This is a genomic window from Oculatella sp. FACHB-28 (assembly GCF_014696015.1).
GTDB lineage: Bacteria > Cyanobacteriota > Cyanobacteriia > Elainellales > Elainellaceae > JAAUTN01.
The window spans coordinates 248,896-267,016 of record NZ_JACJPJ010000074.1; the positions used below are offsets into that span (position 1 = coordinate 248,896).

Genomic DNA, 18,121 nt, shown 5'->3' on the forward strand with positions numbered 1-18,121 from the left:
TCTCTGATGACTATTGCTGCGTCTACTAATTTCCTGAACCTACACAGCTCTCAGCTAGACAAACCACCAACACTGAGGTAATCGTAGCGGTTGGTTGAAAATCTTGAGTTTCGTTAAAGTCAGCGGTTGTCGAAGGATAAATGCCAGCAGTTTGCTGATTGAAATTGCCCGTTCCAAAAGAAAGGTTAGAGGCAGGATGATTCTCAAAACGGACGTATTCCCGCCCTTCATTTTGCGTGTTATAGGAAAGCGTTGCTTTACCGTAGGATGATTCTGCTTGGGCGATCGCCACTCCCGGACCCACTGATTCACCAGTGAGAAACTTAGGATTATCAGTCATTAATCCTTGAATCACATCTTCATCTGTAAAGGTTCCACCTGGCAGATAGAGAATGTAAAACTGAACTTCGCCAGCTTGACGAACGGCGATCGCATCAAAGTCTGCAATAAAAGGAGACTCAACCACAAACTCGGTTTCTGCTCCCAACGCCTGCTTTAACTCGCCCAGGGTCATTCCTAATTTGGCTAGCCCAATTCCCTCGGCTGAGATGCGTCGCTCATCGGAAACAGCTGTCTCTGATACTGAAGGAGTAGAACTGGGAGACGGAGCAACTTCTTCAGCAGCAGGCGTGCTATCTGGCACAGAAGCTTCTGGACTGACGGGAGGAACAGTACCGCAACCCGCCAACCCCAGCAAAATACCAGAGAAAATTAAGTACTTTTTCACAAACGTCTAACTGAAATTTCAATGGAATCGTAACAAGTAACCTTAGATCAACGGAAGCAATTTGAGCAACTTAGTTCCCCCTTCTCGCTCTGGTTGAAAATACGAAATAAATGGAGCGATCGCCTAGTAGAAATCTATCGAGGTTAGTCCGGCATCCGTTAAATCAGAGGTTTCACCATCCATACAGATTGGGAAGTATAACCTAGTTTCTGGTAAAGGCTAATCGCAGGTTGATTTGCAACAAAAACCTGTAGACCCATTTGACGATCGCCCCTCTCCCTTGCCCACTCCTCCGCATGGTGCATCAATGCTGACCCAATTCCTTTACGACGATGAGCAGGCAGCACATAAAGCAAGAAAATATGAGAGTGGCGATCGCCTTTTACCTGATCAATAGCGTTTCCTAACCACAAGCAAGCAATTGGCGATCGCGCATAAGTTCCCGTACCAAATTCAGGCTTATGAGCATCGGAGTGCCCAATCCACCAGAGCGGCGTTTCCTTAGAAAAATACTGCTCAACAGTTCGCGCAAGATGAGCAAAGGACTGATCAGGATATAGCTCCTGATACGTGCGCTGCATAAACTTCACCAACAGCGCCCGATCCAGCCCCGAACCTGACCAAAGCACATAATCGGCGGGAATTGCCACAGCTAAAACCCAGCGACGCTAAAAGGAAGCCGCTTCGGGCAAGCCATGCACCAAAATTTCTAATGTGGGAGGCAAATCTGCAACGGCTTCGGTGTCTGCGGCTTGTGCTTGCTCCTCTGGCTGCTCAATAGGAGCGGGAGCCATCATGTCAGAAGGCAGGAAAATTCGCGCACTGACGGCAACGAGGGCAACCACAAAAACCAGGACAACTAAAAGCGGCGCAATATATTGACGAAAAATAGCCATGATGGGTGAAGGGATTTTAAGAAAAAATCTCAAGTTTTATAAAGCTCTTTCATCCATCCTACTACCATTCATTCTGAGTGATCGCTATCCTCGACATCTCCTAAGCCCGGTCTAGGAACTGCTAACGGACGCGGATGCCAGGGAGCAAACAGCGGCAACAGCAACAGCCCCGGCAAAGCCACAATCAGAGTCAATAGGAAAAAAGTTGTCCACCCTGTAAGTTCTACAATCCTTCCGGCTGGAGCCACCAAAATATCGCGGCTGACTGCCATTAAGCTAGACAGCAAGGCAAACTGCGTCGCCGAAAATCGCTGATTACAAAGGCTCATCAGAAATGCCACAAAGGCAGCGGTTCCCAAGCCAGCACAGAAGTTTTCGATATTGATCGCTACAACCATGAAGGGATAGTTTCGTCCGATTTGCGCCAGGATGAGGTAAGTCAGGTTGCTAACTGCCTGAAGTCCACCAAAAATCCAGAGGGAACGGTTAATTCCCAATTGGCTTAAAACTGCACCACCCGCCAACACACCTACGATTGTTGCCAGCAGACCCATTCCACCCTGGATGGCACCAATATCAGTTTGACTAAAGCCCGCCTGCAGCAGAAATGGCAGGGACATATTGTTGACTAGCGCATCGCCCAGTTTATAGAGAACGATGAAAACTAGAATAGCGATACCCTGGAACAACCCCGATCGCTGAAAAAATTCCAGGAAGGGCATTTTGATCGCTTCTGCCAAAGAGGATGGCGGGCGATCGCGCAAAATCGGTTCCGGTGCCCAAATGGAGAAAACAATACTAATTGCCATCAGCCCTGCCAGACACAGATAAACTGCCGTCCAGGGAATTCGGTCTGCCAGGATAAGCGCCAGGGAACCTGTCAACAGCAGCGCAACCCGATACCCCAAAACGGCAACGGCTGCTCCGGCTCCCATTTCTCGCTCTTCCAGCACATCGGTGCGGTAAGCATCAAACGCAATATCTTGACTGGCGCTAAGAAACGCGATCAGCAATGCATTCACGGCAAGAAGCTGGAGCGCTTGAGCTGGGTTTTGCAGAGCCATAGCGGCGATCGCTAGTGTTAAACCCACTTGCGTAATCACCAGCCAACCCCGACGACGACCCAAGAATGGTGGCATGTAGCGATCGATCAACGGCGACCAGAGAAACTTCAGCGAATAGGGCACCCCCACCAAACTAAAGGCTCCAATCGAGGCTAGATCAACTCCCTCAACTGTCATCCAGGACTGTAGCGTCCTACTCGTCAAAAACAGCGGCAGTCCTGACGCAAATCCCAGAAACAGCAGTGCTGCCATTCGCTGGCTCTGAAAAACCTTAAAGAAAGAATCAACTGACTTCACGATCGCCCTCCGGCTCCTGACAGGAGAAATGCCTCCTTTCTGATTCAGTCATCTTGCCACAGAGCGATTATCAAAAAGTCTTTGTTTCCCGCTAATGCACCAACCCCTGCAGGAAGAGTCACCCTTACAATCATTCACCAGTCATTCTTCCTATCTGCTTCATCACCTGTAGCACCTTAAAAAGCACATTACGTCCCGGCAATAGCAGCATCACATCCGAGACATCATAACGAGGCTGTGGTTCTTGAATGAGTTTAATGAAAGCAAAACTGCTGCCGTTGGTTACCAATCCATAGGTCAATCGCGCAGGGTGAGGAGTTGCCAGCATATATCCCAACGCCTGAGGGATTGCGCGATCAATGCCAAAGACCGAATTTTTTGCCTCCACTACCAAAACCCAGAAAAAGTCTTTGATCACCAGCGCATCAATTCGACCTCTCCAAAGTTCATTTGCTTCTGTAACTTCAATCTGTACTGGCTCCTCCAGCCTGACCTCAAACGGATATCGATAGAACCCAGCTAGATGCAACAAAGGAGAAACCACTATTAGCTTGATCAAACCTTCAGAAATTTGCCCCATTCGAGTTTGATCAAAATACTCTTGCTGTACCTGCTCCAGATAGCGTTTTTCCTCATCACTCAACTCGGGAAGAGCTTCATGCCACTCCGCAAAAAACTCAGGATCATCTGTTAGCTTGAGATTCTGCTTTTCCTCTAGCTCCGGCAACGTGAGGTTACTGATTGCAAGGCTCTGTACCATTTGTATCTCAGCTGCGGATCTGGACCGGCATGACCAGGTAAGTCATTTTCGTGCCGCCTAAAGGAGTGAGAATTGACGGGCTGGTTGCCGTATTGAACTGCATCTGAATTTCGGTAGTGTTGAGAGCCTTCAGGCCTTCCACCAGATATTTCACGTTGAAGGCGATTTCTAAGTCTTCACCAGAAATTTGCGCCGCGACGGATTCGCGTCCACTGCCCACGTCAGCCGCGTCTACCGACAAAACTAACTCTTGCTCAGCGTTGTTCATTTCCAGCTTCACAATGCTGTTTTTTTGGTCTGCGAGGACTGCAATTCGCTCTAACGCACCAACAAATAGGCGACGCTCAACCGTCAGTTGGCGGGAAAACTGACGCGGAATCAGTTGCCGATAGTTGGGATATTGTCCTTCGAGTAAGCGGCTGGTGAGGCGCTGATTTGCCCACTCGAAGGTTAACTGCCCCTGGTCAAAGTGAACGGCGATCGCCCCCGTATCCTGATGCACTTGCAGCATTCGTTCCAGTTCTCGGAGAGCTTTACTTGGAACCGTCACATCAAATTCGGCTTTTGCCTCTGCATCAGTCGCTCCTTTGCCATTTGCCTTGGCTGCACTGGACGGCTCCTCATCCGGTTCCACATTCACAGTTTGGACTACCGCTAGACGATGTCCATCCGTTGCGGCAAATTCCAGGCTATCCGGCTCCACCGTCAAATGCACCCCAGTTAAAACCTGCTTAGTTTCATCAGCACTCGTTGAGAACAGCGACCCGCGCAGCCCTTCGATCAAAGATTCAACGGGCAAATAGGTTACATCCCCATCTTCAATCGTTGGCAATTCGGGATACTCTTCTGCACCCATGCCGCGAACCTGATACCGCCCAAAGGCACAGGTCAACGTTGCGGTCATATCACCCGATTCAGTTGCCAAAGTAATTTCGCCATCGGGCAAACGCGAAACGATATCGCTCAGCAGCTTGGCAGGTAGGGTCAGCGTCCCCCCTTCCTCAACCTGTGCCGCAAAGCTAGTTTGCACTCCCAAACTCAAGTCAAATCCAGTGAGACTGACGCGCTGAGTTTCCTCATCCGCCTTCAACAGCACATTTGCCAAAACGGGATGGCTGGGACGCGAAGGAACAGCGCGGCTAACCAGGGAAAGGTGAGAACTAAGTTCGTTTTGGGCACAAATGAGTTTCATGGGTGAAAAATTGATGCTTGCGGCTGTCGGATTGAGGGCTGCTGGGGCAAAGACGGATTGAAGGAACTTGGGTATGCTCTGCGAGATTTCAACTTTTGGACGCTTTAACTTGAGTTAGCTGGCTTGGCTAGTAAACGGTTCGGGACTGTTTTGTAACGGTTCAGTATTTAGAGATCAGATCCTTTGTACTATTTAGTTGTACAAAAGCTAGTACTTCAACTAGTACACTGAAAAGCCAAGGACAAGTTCTGCTTGGAACGAGATCCTAACACCCTTACTGCCTTTAATTGAACCTTTCAATTTGTCGAATCTGAAGCATTCATCCGTGACTTTAAAGGATTCCGGATCGGATCTTTAAAAAGAGATCGGTAGTAGTAGGGCCTGTGGAAAATGTGGAAAAAGTCAGGGGATCACGCCAGCATAGGGATCTTGAAAGTTTCTAACTTGTGGAGAACTTGTGGAAAAAGAGAAGAGGGTTTTACACAGTATTTATACTCATCTAGCATTTCCACCTAAACCCTGGCTTTTCCACGTTGGTTTCCCCAAAGTTTTCCACAGAAAAATGGTGCTTTTCCACAGGATTTTTCCTCTTAATATTCCTTAATCTAAGAACGCTACAAAAGTTTACTTTAGGGAGCGTAGGAAAAACCTCTATATGAATTTCGTCAGGTTGGCTGGAAAATATCTCTGCTCTGTACAGAAAGATCTCTGAAGAATAGCAACTTTTCGGCGAAAGTTTGTTGTTTAGCCTGTAAATGAAGCGATTTTTGGCAGGAGTAATGAGGTCGCTCCAGAAACTGCACCAATAAAAATGTCAAGAATTGGGCTTGTGCTGTTTAGAGCTTGATTAAACAGCCTGGTTTTAGTACATTCGTACTATATTCATGCGTTGTTGGTTCTGCGATGCAGATGCCAGGGTTGAACGGGAGAGGGCAGGATGAGTCTTGAGCAAACGAATCAGTTGATTCAGTTAGTCCTAAATTCGGCGCTGATGGTGTCGGCGTGCGTAGTGATTTTGGGTGGACTGCTGGTGCGCCACACTGCAACTCATAGGCAACTGCGATCGCTCACTCAGGAATATGCTGAGCTGATGGGCGGCTCGGTTTTGCTCAGGGGCGATCGCTTGCTCCAGGTCAAGCACCAACTGCGGCAGTTGCGACAGCAATATCAGGATGCCTATCGCAGCATTTTGGTGATTCACTATGCGCTGTTCATGTTTGTGTTGAGCGGGCTGACCGTTGCCCTGAGAACGATCGCGAATGCGGATTGGCTGATTACAGCAGCATTAGTGCTATTTATCGTTGGGTTGGTCATGCTGCTGCTGGGATTAGCGCTGGCGTTGGCAGACCTTCATGCAGCCAAGCGATCGCTCTGGAATGAGATCCAGTGGGCGCTCAGCTTAGGCAATGCAGGGGAAACACCTTTACTGGAAGGCAAACCTGAAATGTTGGAGAAGCGATCGCCCCTCCCCAAAAAAACAACTCGCAAACTTCCTAAACTGACCAAATCCTCTAGGCAACAAAAACCTAAAACCGGAGTGATTTAATACCGCTACTGCTGTACACCTCGCTGGCGGCTCGATGCAGCAGCGAGTGACGATAGACCAGTGCTTCAAAATCATCGCCATAGCCGCCGCCAATGACACAAGCGACCGGATAGCCTTGGGCAGCACAGGTACTCAAAACCTGCATTTCCCGGCAAAAAAGGCCGCGGTCGCTGAGAGCCAGTTTGCCCAGGCGATCGCCCGAATGTGGATCAACTCCCGCGTCGTATAGCACCAGGTCGGGCTGAAACCCAGACAGCAAATCGGGTAAATATTTCGCCAAGGTTTGCAGATATTCCTCATCTTCCATGCCGACGGGTAAAGGCACATCCAGGTCGCTGGTTTGCTTGGTGCCGGGAAAATTCACCTCGCAATGCATAGAGAAGGTAAAAACAGTCGGGTCGTCCTGAAAAATGAATGCAGTGCCGTCTCCCTGATGCACGTCCAGGTCTACAATCAGGACTTTTTGGACTAACCCTTGCTGCTGAAGAACTCGGGCGGCGATCGCCAAATCATTAAAAATGCAGAACCCTGACCCGTAGCTAGGAAAAGCGTGATGGGTGCCGCCTGCCGTATTGCAAGCCAGCCCATGCTCTAGCGCCAGTCGTGCCGTTAAAATTGTGCCACCCACTGCAATGCAGGTACGCTGAACCAGCGCCGGACTCCAGGGTAAGCCAATTCGCCGCTGAGCCTTGGCATCCAGCGTTCCCTCGCAGTAATCTCGAATGTATTCCGGTGTATGCACCAGTTCGATCCACTCCTGGGGCGGGGCTTCAGGCTGATGAAATTGGGATGCAGAAGCGACTCCATCCGCCAGCAGGGTTTGGTACAGCCGCCTAAACTTCTCCATTGGGAACCGATGTCCAGGTGGCAGAGGTACAACGTAATCAGGGTGATAAACGAACGGCAGATCCATCTAACGTAAAATCAATCCTTGTACTTAAACCCGTCATGCAAACCGAAACGTTTTGGCAATTAGGCAGCAACAGCCCCGACAATGCCAGCCATTTTGCCACGATCAGCCGATGGTGGGCTGAGTTGAGTGGCAAGGAAGTTACCTGGCGACAACGCCTGATTCCTCCCAATGGAGATTTGAGCGTACTGAACTGGGAAACCCAGCGGTTCGACGAGACGATTCTCTTTGATGCGGCTGAAACGCGCGGTATCACGCTCTACTGGCGCAAATCTGGCTCTACGGATGAACGCAATACCACCCCTCACAAACTGGCACTCGATCATTTGCATCAGCGCCTTTATGTTTTTCCGCGATCGCAGCAAGAAGTCGTGATTCAAATTGGAGTCCCTGAAGAGGTTTACCGAGCGCTCGTCGTTACAAACCCCCAAATCGAACGTAGCACAAGCGGCAAAGACCAAATTCTCACCCTCAAAGACGACCTCCAGCAGCTAGAGATCAAAATTTCTTTGGGCGCTGAAAATTTCGAGCAACTCAAGCGACTGCTCAGAGTTGAAGACTAATCCCAACAGAATCTTAGCGAGAAGCGACAGCCTGAGCCATTTTTCCCTACAGTTAAAACAGTAGACACTTTTTGGCACGCCAATGATGGTGCGGCAAGGCTGCGCTACCATTCACGCAGGAGTCCTAGTGGGTACGGTGTTCAGGTTTCTTGAGGTGTTATGTCGTCTTTCAATTGGTTTAATCGGCAGTACAACGATCGTGTCGATGCTCAGACCGAGCCAGCAGAAACTCCTTCAACTGAGCCAGAGACCGAATCAGCAGAACCCGCGGCGGCGGACTCAACCCCAGATGTGTCAGCAGACTACCTCAACTGGGCAAAAGCAGCTTACCAAAACATTCAAAAGCGCCAGCAGACCAGTACAACCGCTTCACCGCCAACCGTTACCGAAACGGCTCAGGCTAACTCTGCAGAAACTCCCCAAGCCGCTGAATCATCTGACTCTGTGTCTGAACCAGCAGAGCCAGTTTCTCCTATAGCTGAGTCAGAAACGGAATCAGCGCCAACGGCTGAACCTGCTTCTGAAGACGAGGCTGAACCGGCTTCTGAAGCTTCTCTAGAAACCTTTCCTGAACCTACTGCTGAACCTGCCTCAGAACTTGTTGCAGAAACTGCTGCTGAACCTGATGCGGAAGTTTCCTCCACAGAGAGCATTCCTGAAAGTTCCACAGAAACACCTGCAAGTGATGAAGTTGCTGTCACTGCTCCTTTGCCTTTTTGGGCGCAAGCAGAAGCAGAGCGGCAAGAACGCTTGGAGCGACTTAAAGCAACAGCAATCGAAGAACCTGAACCTGTTCCTGTCGCGGCAACAACAGCAACTCCAGAAGAAACTGCTGATTCCGGTTTTCCTGGAATCGAATTTGACGAAAATTTCCTCTGGTCAGCCGAGGTGTTAGCGTCCCAGGGTCGCCGTCCCGAGCAAATTTCAGTTGAAGAAATTACCTGGCTAAAGCGGCTGCGGCAGGGACTAGATAAAACCCGTCGCAACCTGGTGAATCAACTGCGGTCAATCGTTGGGCAAGGACCGCTCAACCAGGATGCGGTCATGGAGATCGAGTCCCTGCTGCTTCAAGCAGATGTGGGAATTGTGGCGACCGACTACATCATCGAGTCGCTGCAAAACAAGCTGCGCCAGGAAGCACTGCCCCCAGCAGAGGCAATCGCCTACCTCAAGCAAATCCTGCGCGACATGCTGGACAACCCTCTGGGCAAATCCTATTCCCCCACCTTCGCACCCGAAAAAGAGACACTCAACATCTGGTTAATAACCGGGGTAAATGGTGCCGGGAAAACGACAACAATTGGCAAAATCGCCCATATTGCCAAAAAATCGGGCTACAACTGTCTGATCGCTGCGGCTGATACTTTCCGGGCTGCGGCAGTGCAGCAGGTTAAAGTATGGGGCGATCGCAGCAACGTAGAGGTGATCGCTAACCCTGGCAAAAACACTGACCCGGCTGCCGTTGTATTTGATGCGATCGCTGCTGCCCAATCTCGCAACACCGAACTGCTGCTCATCGACACCGCAGGTCGCTTGCAAAACAAGAAAAACCTGATGGACGAGCTGAGCAAAGTTCGCCGCATCATCGACAAAAAAGCGCCGAATGCCAAAATTGAGTCGCTGCTCGTGCTGGATGCCACGCTGGGGCAAAATGGACTGCGTCAGGCGGAAGTCTTCTCCGAGGCAGCTCAGCTTAGCGGTGTCGTCCTCACCAAGCTAGATGGCACTGCCAAAGGCGGAATCGCTTTAGCAGTCGTACAGCAGCTTGGACTACCCATTCGCTTTATTGGAGCAGGCGAAGGCATCGAAGACTTACGCCCCTTTTCTAGCTACGAGTTCGTCGAAGCGCTTCTTAGCGGCTGAGTCAAGACTATTTCAAAGCAATTTGAATAGACATGCAATAGATTCCTGTACGGGCTTGGCAACGCTAAGCCCCTGCTTAAACTTGGCTATCACAAGCTCTGTTTAGACTGAAATGTTTTAGCATTTAGCAAACATATGTCATCAGTTCGACACAATCTTGTCAGACTGTGAGTATATCTAAAGAGCTTGAGAATGCACCTGCAACCTGTGGCAAGTAGCTGAGAAGATTTCAGACTAATTCTCTGAATCTTTCCCCTACTCAATACTTCACAGTCTTGTTGTGTTCTGTCGTGTCTCAACTTGGATGAGTAATGACTTTTGCAACCTACCAATCTAAGAAAATCGGGTATCGAGTAGGACGGTGGATTCGCGCTACAGTCTGGTTTGGGCTAAGTGTAGCTGTGAGTCTCTTGATCTGGGCGATCGCTCCAGCCACACACGCTCAAACACCTGAGACACCGTCAGCCGAGACATCGCCAGCGGAGACACCAGCAGAAGATCCATCATTGGCTGCTCCTAGTCTCAGCTTGGAGCTTCCAGACTTTAGCGATTTACTTCCCTCTGATACATCAGAAATTGATACCCAATCTGTCTACCTGGATGGAAATCAACTGTTTATAGTTGCTGCTCCAGATATAACCGTAGATGACCCTAACGATTTAGAAAATGGGTCCAGCGCTCTTAACGCACGGGTCAACAGCATTGAAACTCAACTCAAACAAATCGTTAATGCCGACTTTAATCCCGCTACACTGCAACTCACTTCAGAATATGTAGAAGCTGAGGAAGTATTTGTAATTAATGCCAGCTACGGCACGGGTGAAAATGAGACAAACGAAGATTACTTGCTGACTGTTAATGCATTAGACGCTCAGGCAAACGGGGTTGACGACTTAGAAACCTGGACAAACGAGCTAACCGAAAGAATTGAAGGAGCACTGCTTAGAGCTGAGCAAGAACGTCGTCCAGACTCTTTAAGACAGCAGATCTCGATCGCTAGTGGCATTTTACTCGTGATGATTGTTGCAAGCTTTTTGCTTACTGTGTTTCAGCAGCAAGCCAAGCAAAAACATCGCTTTATTACGGCACGGCGAGAAGCAGATGCTCAAGAAATGTCAGCGGCAGCAGATACCGGCAACCCAACCGAGATGACGACTGCCCTGTTACAGCGGCAAATGCACAACCGCCAACAGCACAACCTCAACGAAATTCAACGGCGACTGTTTCAACTCGGTCAAGTTTTCATCTGGGGAGGTGGCACACTAATAATCCTGGGGCTATTCCCTTACACTCGCTGGGTGCAGCCCCTAATCCTCAACTGGAATTGGATACAATTTCCGCTCTACATCACACTGATCCTGTTTAGTACCTACGTTGCCATTCGTATCAGTGATGTTTTAATCGATCGCTTTTTCTTAGTTCTGCAAAGCGGCACCAGCTTTAGGGCAGAAACTTCTCAGCGACTAGCGCTCCGATTTTCAACTTTTTCCCGTGTTGCCAAAAGCATCATTGCAGTACTTCTAGTCAGTTCTGGGATTGTTACCTCTCTTGCTGTCGTAGGAATTGAAATTGCTCCTCTCTTGGCTGGAGCGGGGATTATTGGTTTAGGAATTTCTTTTGCGTCACAAAGTTTGATCAAAGACATCATCAATGGCTTTCTCATCCTATTTGAAGACCAGTATGGAGTCGGAGACGTAATCATCGTTGGAGACGTCGCTGGATTAGTGGAAAACATGAACCTTCGCATTACTCAACTGCGAAATGAAGAAGGACGTTTGATCACAGTTCCCAATAGCGAAATCAGAATTGTGCAAAACCTCTCCAAAGAGTGGTCTCGCGTTGACTTAACGATCACGATCGCCAACAATGCCAACCTGGACGAAGCGCTCAAAGTAGTTAATGACGTAGCTCAAGAAATGAGTCACGATCGCCACTGGCGTTCTCTAATTTTGGAGTCTCCTTTGTTGTTGGGAGTAGATAAGCTTGATCATATCGGCTCAATGATACGACTTTGGATAAAAACCCAACCGCTCAAACAGTGGGATGTTGCACGAGAATATCGCCGTCGTCTAAAGCTAGCCCTTGATGAAGCCGGAATTGCCATTGGCGTGCCTCAACAGTCGCTCGTATTTAAGAGCGATTTGCGCCTTGCAGGTGAATTAGCTGAGGAGCAGAATGGTGATGAAGATGGACAAAAGGCAGACGGAGGATTTACTCATACCGAATCGCGTTCTTCCGGTCCAACCAATCCATTTCACTTAGGCAACTAAAATAAAGTGGAAAAGTTGAACCTATTGCATATGCCGTTGAAATCAATATCGCAATCCTAAATTTGCTTTTGAAAAAGCAATTTCAACGTGGGTTACATTAGCTTAGAGTTCAGCTTTAGAAGCCATGCAAAGCAACATCCGTCATACTCTCAAGACTGTTGCTCTACTAATGTTTGGGGCTGCGATCGCCCAATTCCTCACAAATTGCAGAGCAGTTTCCAACCAGAGTTCAGATCAAGCTAGCTCAACTACAGTCGAAAATTCAACGGACGAAGTTCAACCTACGGGATGTGTCACGTCAATCAACGACCCTGCCGCTCCAGTCACCAACATCTACTCCAATCCTGAAGAACAGTCCAGTGAGGTGTTGGATGAATTGCCCAACAATACAGAGATAACAGTAGTAGGCTCTCAAAATGGTTGGCTGCAAATCAATTTACCTGTAGCAGGCTGGGTCTTTTTAGGATCAACAACGGTTTCCTGTGGTGACACCGCCGCAATTCAAACTGTCGTCAGTAATGTTGATCTGCTGAAGGAGAAAGCGATTGGGGGCGATCGCCTCGCTGCCGATATGCTGATTCGCTATGCATTTCAAGCAGACAGCGCAGGTGCCGAAGTCGCGCTCGGTGCAATTATGGAATGGGCACAAACGAATCCAGAATTACTCATCTCCGTTCTGGATGAACAGCCTCAATCTGTCCGAAATGGCGTGCTGTCTTTGCTCAAATTTTCTTTATCATCAGAGGCTCAATCTACCTTTGAAGCGGCGCTAACGAAACAAAGTTCAGATTCGCCAACGGCTCAAACTTGGCAGCAAGACGATCGCCCCTCCCCTTAGAAAAAGTTCAGCCAAAACTTCAAAACTTACTCCTCGACCAGGTTGCTAAATTTCAATTCCCTGCATATCTAAACTGCGCCATAAATACCAGGAGGCGATCGCTCCATAGGGTTTCCACTTTTGCCCCATCAACTCCACCATCTTTTTGTTGGGTAAGCTATCTAGCTGATAGAGCTTTCGAATTCCAGCCCTCACCCCTAGATCATCTACGGGTAAAACATCAAGTCTTCCTAGCCGAAAGATCAATAGCATTTGAGCACTCCAACGCCCAATCCCCTTAACTTGAGTGAGTGTTTGAATGATGGCTTCATCTTCCATCTCTGCCAACTCTGCCATAGTAGGCAAACCGTCTAATATCTTCTGCGCTAAGTCTTTGAGGTAAATAATTTTAGAGCGTGAAATGCCAACTCCACGTAGCGTTTCATCAGGTGTGTTGAGAATATCCATTGCTGTCGGCAATCTTTCAGCGTAAAGCTGAAGAAACCTGCCGTGAATTACATTCGCAACTTTGGTAGAAAGCTGCTGATGCAGAATTGTTTTAGAGAGAGAAAATAGCAAATCTGCTTCAGGCTGGGGTTCCCCCAATTGACAGGGGCCAACCTGCTGAATCAGCTTTCCTAGAACGGGGTCAGACTTAGTGAGAAAGGCGATCGCTGTTGAGTAATCCATTGCTGAAAAACTATATCTAAGGCTCTCGTCGTAACAAAGCAGAACTGGTAAAACTTGACTTCTAGATACCTAAACTTACCTAATTCTGTAGAAAATTGGTCAAGTTTATCGTATGAATAACAAGTCAATTTTTCCTTTAAGAATTAGTTGGGTTGGCGGACATCACTAGATTAATCAAAGTAATAGAAGAGCAGTAAAGAGCTGCCTTCATCATGCTAGTTACAACACAGATTCGACCATATTTAGCTGAAACGCTTTATCAAAAGTGGGCCGAGAAGAATTTAGCAATTGATATAAATTAATATAACTAGATCAACTTCAATCTATTGACACTATCCATTTCGTATAAATACGGTAGTCACAGCAATTCGTGAAGCCTGAATGAATTTAAAGAATTGGTGACTGTTTTTGATCTGCACTGGGGAAACCTATTGCCAAGTAAATTCGTGTGAGAATAAAGCTATGGCAGACGCAGGGAATACCTTACAGGAAGCAAAGCGAGTTGCCTTTAGTAGAGGCTTCGCTAGATATGCAGACTCCCTTATTTCCACAGACCGCAACGACTATTACCGAATCGATCTTACAACCCGCAAAAGCTTTAGCGCTAAAGTTTCTGGTTTAACGGGCAATGCCGACCTTGCGCTTTACGGTAGCAGAGGTGGGATAATTCGTCCCACTTCTAGACAACCTCTCACACGAGAAGAGAACATCAATCGTACCCTTGACCCAGGTACCTACTACCTTCGAGTTTTTACTCCTGAAGCAACAACCACAACTCGATATGCCTTAACCCTATCTGCTTTTGACGACAATGCCGGAAATACCCAGACTAGGGCACGTGCTTTAGGAGACATCACTGGAGTCGTTAACCGTGTTGATTATACAGATTTTGTCGGAGTCTCAGACTTAAATGACTTCTACAGTTTTACAGTGAGCGATCGTAGAACTGTTAATGCCTCCATCCGAGGTCTACGGGGCGATGCCGACCTGTACCTAAGAGACACTGCAGGCAACATACTCCAGCAGTCTGTTACAGCAGGTACTGCTAGCGAAGTCATAACTCGTGCTTTAAATGGTCCGCTCACCAATGGTAACCCTGTCAACGACCCTACTAGACCTGTTACTTATTTCCTGCAAGTTGTTCCCAAGGCAGGTGTACGTACTGGATACACACTGGGAATCTTTACGGGTCCAGAAGCTGGGGCAACCGTCGCAAAAGCGCGTAGTATCGACCTTACTTTTGATAGTCAAACTTATAGTGATGGACTCGGTGATGGGGACAATATAGACCTTTACAGCTTCAGGGTAGACACCCCTAGCGACTTTAATCTGCGGTTAGATGGCTTCAATCCAACTCTAAACGCGGATGTGCAGCTTTATCGAAATGACGGCTCAATTGCTCCCTTTACACCTCAAAACCTTGTTGCTTCATCGGTTCAAGGTGGACTAGGGATTGCAGAAAGCCTCACCAACCAGCGGTTGACTGTGGGCGATTACCTGATTCGAGTTAGCCGATTTGGCAACACGGGCAACTCCTCCTATAACCTGACATTATCGGGACTGCCAGGAGACAGAGCGCCAAACACAATTCAAACTGCCCGCCCCCTTGACTTAAGCGGTACAAGTATCCGTGCCCCATTCACACTAACGACCCGTGATGGTGCGCCTGAATTTATTAACCCTGCTGACCGGCTCGACTTTTACAAAGTGGACCTAAACTCAGGCGGTCGCACTTTCCTTAGCATCAGGCTCACTAACCTGCCAAACGGCAACTTGCCAAGCAGCACTGCTGATCTATTGCTGCTGCAAGATAGCAACAATGATGGAGTCATTAGTGACTCAAACGGCAGTGGCACCATCGATCTAGGCGACGAGGAAGTTATCTCCGTTTCTACCAGAACAGGTTCTTCTCCCGAAACGATTGGAGGCACTTTCCAGGATGGCACTTACTACCTCGCTGTTAGACCTGGTGTAGAAGGTCAAGCCAGCTTCTACGATCTCAGTGCTTACACTGCTCCAGGTGGCACAGTTCCTAGTATCACCAGAGATATTCTGTTTGGGGTAGGCAGTTCTGACCCTCGTGAATTCACTGACGTGAGTGGCTCCCTCTACTTCACTGCAAATGATGGAGAAGGATATGCTCTGTGGAAGAGTGAAGGAGCTATTTTGACCGCACTTGGCACTGTGCAAACTACGGCAAAAGTGAAAGCCATCAAGCCGGGGGCAACGTCAACCGACATTTCTGGACTTACCAATATCAACGGTGTGCTTTATTTTGCGGCTGACGACGGAGTGAATGGCACCGAGCTATGGAAGAGTGATGGTACTGCAGCTGGAACCGTGTTAGTTAAAGACATTAATACTACAGTGGGAGGTTCTTCTCTGCCGCGATCGCTAACAGCGGTTGGCGATACGCTGTACTTTGTAGCTTCTAACCAGGGTGGCAATTTCGAGCTATGGAAGAGCGATGGCACTGCAGCCGGAACCGTTCAAGTTGCAGATTTAGCAGCGGGATTAGTTAGCTCTTCTCCAAACAGCTTGACTAATGTCAATGGCACCCTCTTCTTCACAGCTAATGCTGGTGCGACAGGAACGGAACTGTACCGTCTTGACCCTGGCAGCACAACCCCTCAACTTCTAGACATTGCAACAACGGGTAATCCCAACTCCTTCCCTGAGAATTTAACCGTTGTGAACAACGGGCTGTACTTTACAGCGATCACCGATGCAAACGGAATAGAAATCTGGAAGATTGGTGCTAACGGTAGCCCAATCAGAGTGACAGATATTGGACCAAGTTCGTCTGATTCGGATGCTGCAAATCTCACTGTAGTTGGCAGTAAGCTCTATTTCACAGCAGTTGATAGTAACTTTAGAAATCAGCTTTGGAGCATTGATACAGCCAGCGCTGACACACTCACTCAGTTGACTAGCGTTGATAACGGTTCAAGTCCTGCCAGCCTAGTTAACGTCAATGGCACTCTCTATTTCTCTGCCAGAGACGGAGGACTCGGTCGCGAAATTTGGAGTACCGATGGCACAGCTGTCGGAACTACAGCAAAGACCAATGTTGACTTCAACCCAGATAACCTGGTTGATGTGAACGGAGTTCTTTATTTCACAGCAAATGACGGCGAGAGCGGCAACGAATTGTGGAGATATAACCCCGCCGACTCTAATCCAGAGGCAGAACTTGTCTCCGACATTATCCCAGGTGATATCGGCTCAGACCCACAAGACTTGACCAACATTAGCGGCAGGTTATTCTTCCGGGCTGATAATAGCTTCGATCAAAATGGTGACGGTGTAATCAACGAGCAAGAAGGAAACGGCATTGAGCTTTGGGGACTGTAACGACTGTAGTTTAGTCACTTGAATTGATTTGAGGGGTAGGGTTAGAGGTAAAGTTTCTAACCCTACTCCTTTCTTTTGAAGGTCTGCGCGTCGTGCTATGGACCTGGATAGAACGCATCTATTACAAGCAATCCTGTCACGAATCAATAGAATTGCTATATAGAATGGAGACATGGCAGTTGTTAAGACTGTTGGCAGGAGCCATTTAGCCCTGCTTGACTAGGCTAGATTAGTCATACCAGCATTAATTAGCCTGTTTCTACTTACTTTGTACATTCCAAAAGGAAAGATAGAGTCATGGGGTTATTTGACCGTGTTAGTCGGGTTGTCCGGTCTAATCTCAACGCCGCCGTCAGTTCTGCTGAAGATCCAGAAAAAATCCTGGAGCAAGCGATTATTGACATGCAGGAGGACCTGGTACAGTTGCGTCAGGCTGTTGCAAGTGCGATCGCCAGCCAAAAACGAATGCAGCAGCAACATAACCAGGCTCAGTCAGAAGCAAACAACTGGCAACAGCGGGCTCAGCTGGCGCTGCAAAAAGGCGATGAAAACTTAGCGCGTGAAGCCCTCAACCGCAGAAAGGTGCAAGCTGAAACGGCTACAGCGCTGAAGACACAGTTAGATCAGCAATCCTCAACGGTAGATACCTTAAAGCGCAATCTGATTGCGTTGGAAGGCAAGATTTCTGAAGCAAAAACTAAGAAAGATATGCTCAAGGCTAGAGCTAGTGCCGCCAAAGCCAATGAGCAGCTTCAAGGAACAATGAGTTCGCTCAACACCAGCAGCGCAATGGGTGCGTTCGAGCGAATGGAAGAAAAAGTGCTGCAAATGGAAGCTCGCTCACAAGCCGCGGCAGAGTTGGCAGGGGCTGACTTAGAGAGTCAGTTTGCTGCACTGGAGTCAGGTAGCGATGTGGATGATGAGTTAGCCGCGATGAAGGCGCAACTATTGGGTTCTGCAGCCCCGGCAAATCAAGCGCAGCTTCCCTCCTCCGAGCCTACGACTCAAGCCCCTCAAGATAAAGCAGTAGATGATGAGCTAGAAGCTTTAAAGAATCAGCTAGATCAGCTATAGAATCTAATTAATTTCGCCTGTTAAGGTTTGCTAGGAGGTTACGTTCCAGTGACGTAGCCTCTTTAGCGATCTAAGCTTCTAGGAAATGCTTTTGTCTA

The 18,121-nt window shown here is 48.4% G+C and carries 15 protein-coding genes; 7 read left to right on the forward strand and 8 right to left on the reverse strand.

The features are described 5' to 3' along the window. Positions 1-25: 25 nt before the first annotated feature. The 6 genes from H6F88_RS17795 to dnaN all read right to left on the reverse strand — a co-directional run bounded on the left by H6F88_RS17795 (position 26) and on the right by dnaN (position 4,936). Complete coding sequence (locus tag H6F88_RS17795) at positions 26-727, reverse strand: hypothetical protein (RefSeq protein ID WP_199333661.1); 702 nt, start codon at positions 725-727, stop codon at positions 26-28. A 158-nt stretch (positions 728-885) separates the two neighbouring features. Next, positions 886-1,377, reverse strand: a complete 492-nt coding sequence (locus H6F88_RS17800) for a GNAT family N-acetyltransferase (RefSeq protein ID WP_347277710.1) — start codon at positions 1,375-1,377, stop codon at positions 886-888. An 18-nt stretch (positions 1,378-1,395) separates the two neighbouring features. Next, entirely contained in the window at positions 1,396-1,623 is a 228-nt protein-coding gene (locus H6F88_RS17805; RefSeq protein ID WP_190644073.1) for a hypothetical protein, read from the reverse strand. A gap of 68 nt (positions 1,624-1,691) precedes the next feature. Beyond that, complete coding sequence (locus tag H6F88_RS17810) at positions 1,692-2,939, reverse strand: AmpG family muropeptide MFS transporter (RefSeq protein WP_190644140.1); 1,248 nt, start codon at positions 2,937-2,939, stop codon at positions 1,692-1,694. 175 nt (positions 2,940-3,114) lie between these two features. Then, positions 3,115-3,744 carry a type I restriction endonuclease subunit R gene (locus H6F88_RS17815; RefSeq protein WP_190644074.1) on the reverse strand — a complete coding sequence of 210 codons (630 nt, stop codon included), beginning with the start codon at positions 3,742-3,744 and terminating at the stop codon, positions 3,115-3,117. Between the two features lie 7 nt (positions 3,745-3,751). Next, a complete protein-coding gene (gene dnaN / locus H6F88_RS17820; RefSeq protein ID WP_190644075.1) occupies positions 3,752-4,936 on the reverse strand; it encodes a DNA polymerase III subunit beta in 1,185 nt (394 codons plus the stop codon). Positions 4,937-5,873: 937 nt separating this feature from the next. Between dnaN and H6F88_RS17825 the strand changes: the two genes are divergently transcribed. Continuing rightward, on the forward strand, positions 5,874-6,482 hold the full coding sequence (locus tag H6F88_RS17825; RefSeq protein WP_190644076.1) for a DUF2721 domain-containing protein: 609 nt from the start codon (positions 5,874-5,876) through the stop codon (positions 6,480-6,482). Here H6F88_RS17825 and H6F88_RS17830 read toward each other — a convergent pair. Next, complete coding sequence (locus H6F88_RS17830; RefSeq protein WP_190644077.1) at positions 6,463-7,395, reverse strand: histone deacetylase; 933 nt, start codon at positions 7,393-7,395, stop codon at positions 6,463-6,465. The two genes, H6F88_RS17825 and H6F88_RS17830, sit on opposite strands and share 20 nt — an antisense overlap. 35 nt (positions 7,396-7,430) lie before the next feature. Between H6F88_RS17830 and H6F88_RS17835 the strand changes: the two genes are divergently transcribed. The 4 genes from H6F88_RS17835 (at position 7,431) to H6F88_RS17850 (ending at position 12,926) form a co-directional block, all read left to right on the forward strand. Continuing rightward, positions 7,431-7,955, forward strand: a complete 525-nt coding sequence (locus H6F88_RS17835) for a hypothetical protein (RefSeq protein ID WP_190644078.1) — start codon at positions 7,431-7,433, stop codon at positions 7,953-7,955. Positions 7,956-8,114: 159 nt separating this feature from the next. After that, positions 8,115-9,818, forward strand: coding sequence for a signal recognition particle-docking protein FtsY (gene ftsY / locus H6F88_RS17840; RefSeq protein WP_190644079.1), 1,704 nt, complete (start codon positions 8,115-8,117; stop codon positions 9,816-9,818). Between the two features lie 311 nt (positions 9,819-10,129). Continuing rightward, complete coding sequence (locus tag H6F88_RS17845; RefSeq protein ID WP_190644080.1) at positions 10,130-12,088, forward strand: mechanosensitive ion channel family protein; 1,959 nt, start codon at positions 10,130-10,132, stop codon at positions 12,086-12,088. Between the two features lie 124 nt (positions 12,089-12,212). Then, on the forward strand, positions 12,213-12,926 hold the full coding sequence (locus H6F88_RS17850) for an SH3 domain-containing protein (RefSeq protein WP_190644081.1): 714 nt from the start codon (positions 12,213-12,215) through the stop codon (positions 12,924-12,926). Between the two features lie 45 nt (positions 12,927-12,971). Here the strand turns inward: H6F88_RS17850 and H6F88_RS17855 are convergent, their stop codons facing one another. Next, positions 12,972-13,595 (reverse strand): DNA-3-methyladenine glycosylase, encoded by a 624-nt coding sequence (locus tag H6F88_RS17855; RefSeq protein ID WP_190644082.1) that lies wholly within the window; start codon positions 13,593-13,595, stop codon positions 12,972-12,974. Between the two features lie 462 nt (positions 13,596-14,057). Here H6F88_RS17855 and H6F88_RS17860 point away from each other — a divergent pair, with 462 nt between their 5' ends. Both H6F88_RS17860 and H6F88_RS17865 read left to right on the forward strand, forming a co-directional pair. Then, positions 14,058-16,949 (forward strand): ELWxxDGT repeat protein, encoded by a 2,892-nt coding sequence (locus H6F88_RS17860; RefSeq protein ID WP_190644083.1) that lies wholly within the window; start codon positions 14,058-14,060, stop codon positions 16,947-16,949. A gap of 297 nt (positions 16,950-17,246) precedes the next feature. Continuing rightward, on the forward strand, positions 17,247-18,023 hold the full coding sequence (locus tag H6F88_RS17865) for a PspA/IM30 family protein (RefSeq protein ID WP_190644084.1): 777 nt from the start codon (positions 17,247-17,249) through the stop codon (positions 18,021-18,023). The last annotated feature ends 98 nt before the right edge of the window (positions 18,024-18,121 follow it).

Excerpts from the sequence above, each read along its gene's own strand:
- H6F88_RS17810 (WP_190644140.1), bottom strand. The coding sequence starts at position 2,939 with ATGGCAGCACTGCTGTTTCTGGGATTTGCGTCAGGACTGCCGCTGTTT.
- H6F88_RS17825 (WP_190644076.1), top strand. The coding sequence starts at position 5,874 with ATGAGTCTTGAGCAAACGAATCAGTTGATTCAGTTAGTCCTAAATTCG.
- H6F88_RS17855 (WP_190644082.1), bottom strand. The coding sequence starts at position 13,595 with ATGGATTACTCAACAGCGATCGCCTTTCTCACTAAGTCTGACCCCGTT.
- H6F88_RS17835 (WP_190644078.1), top strand. The coding sequence starts at position 7,431 with ATGCAAACCGAAACGTTTTGGCAATTAGGCAGCAACAGCCCCGACAAT.
- H6F88_RS17865 (WP_190644084.1), top strand. The coding sequence starts at position 17,247 with ATGGGGTTATTTGACCGTGTTAGTCGGGTTGTCCGGTCTAATCTCAAC.
- H6F88_RS17815 (WP_190644074.1), bottom strand. The coding sequence starts at position 3,744 with ATGGTACAGAGCCTTGCAATCAGTAACCTCACGTTGCCGGAGCTAGAG.
- ftsY (WP_190644079.1), top strand. The coding sequence starts at position 8,115 with ATGTCGTCTTTCAATTGGTTTAATCGGCAGTACAACGATCGTGTCGAT.
- H6F88_RS17860 (WP_190644083.1), top strand. The coding sequence starts at position 14,058 with ATGGCAGACGCAGGGAATACCTTACAGGAAGCAAAGCGAGTTGCCTTT.
- H6F88_RS17850 (WP_190644081.1), top strand. The coding sequence starts at position 12,213 with ATGCAAAGCAACATCCGTCATACTCTCAAGACTGTTGCTCTACTAATG.
- H6F88_RS17805 (WP_190644073.1), bottom strand. The coding sequence starts at position 1,623 with ATGGCTATTTTTCGTCAATATATTGCGCCGCTTTTAGTTGTCCTGGTT.
- H6F88_RS17830 (WP_190644077.1), bottom strand. The coding sequence starts at position 7,395 with ATGGATCTGCCGTTCGTTTATCACCCTGATTACGTTGTACCTCTGCCA.
- dnaN (WP_190644075.1), bottom strand. The coding sequence starts at position 4,936 with ATGAAACTCATTTGTGCCCAAAACGAACTTAGTTCTCACCTTTCCCTG.
- H6F88_RS17845 (WP_190644080.1), top strand. The coding sequence starts at position 10,130 with ATGACTTTTGCAACCTACCAATCTAAGAAAATCGGGTATCGAGTAGGA.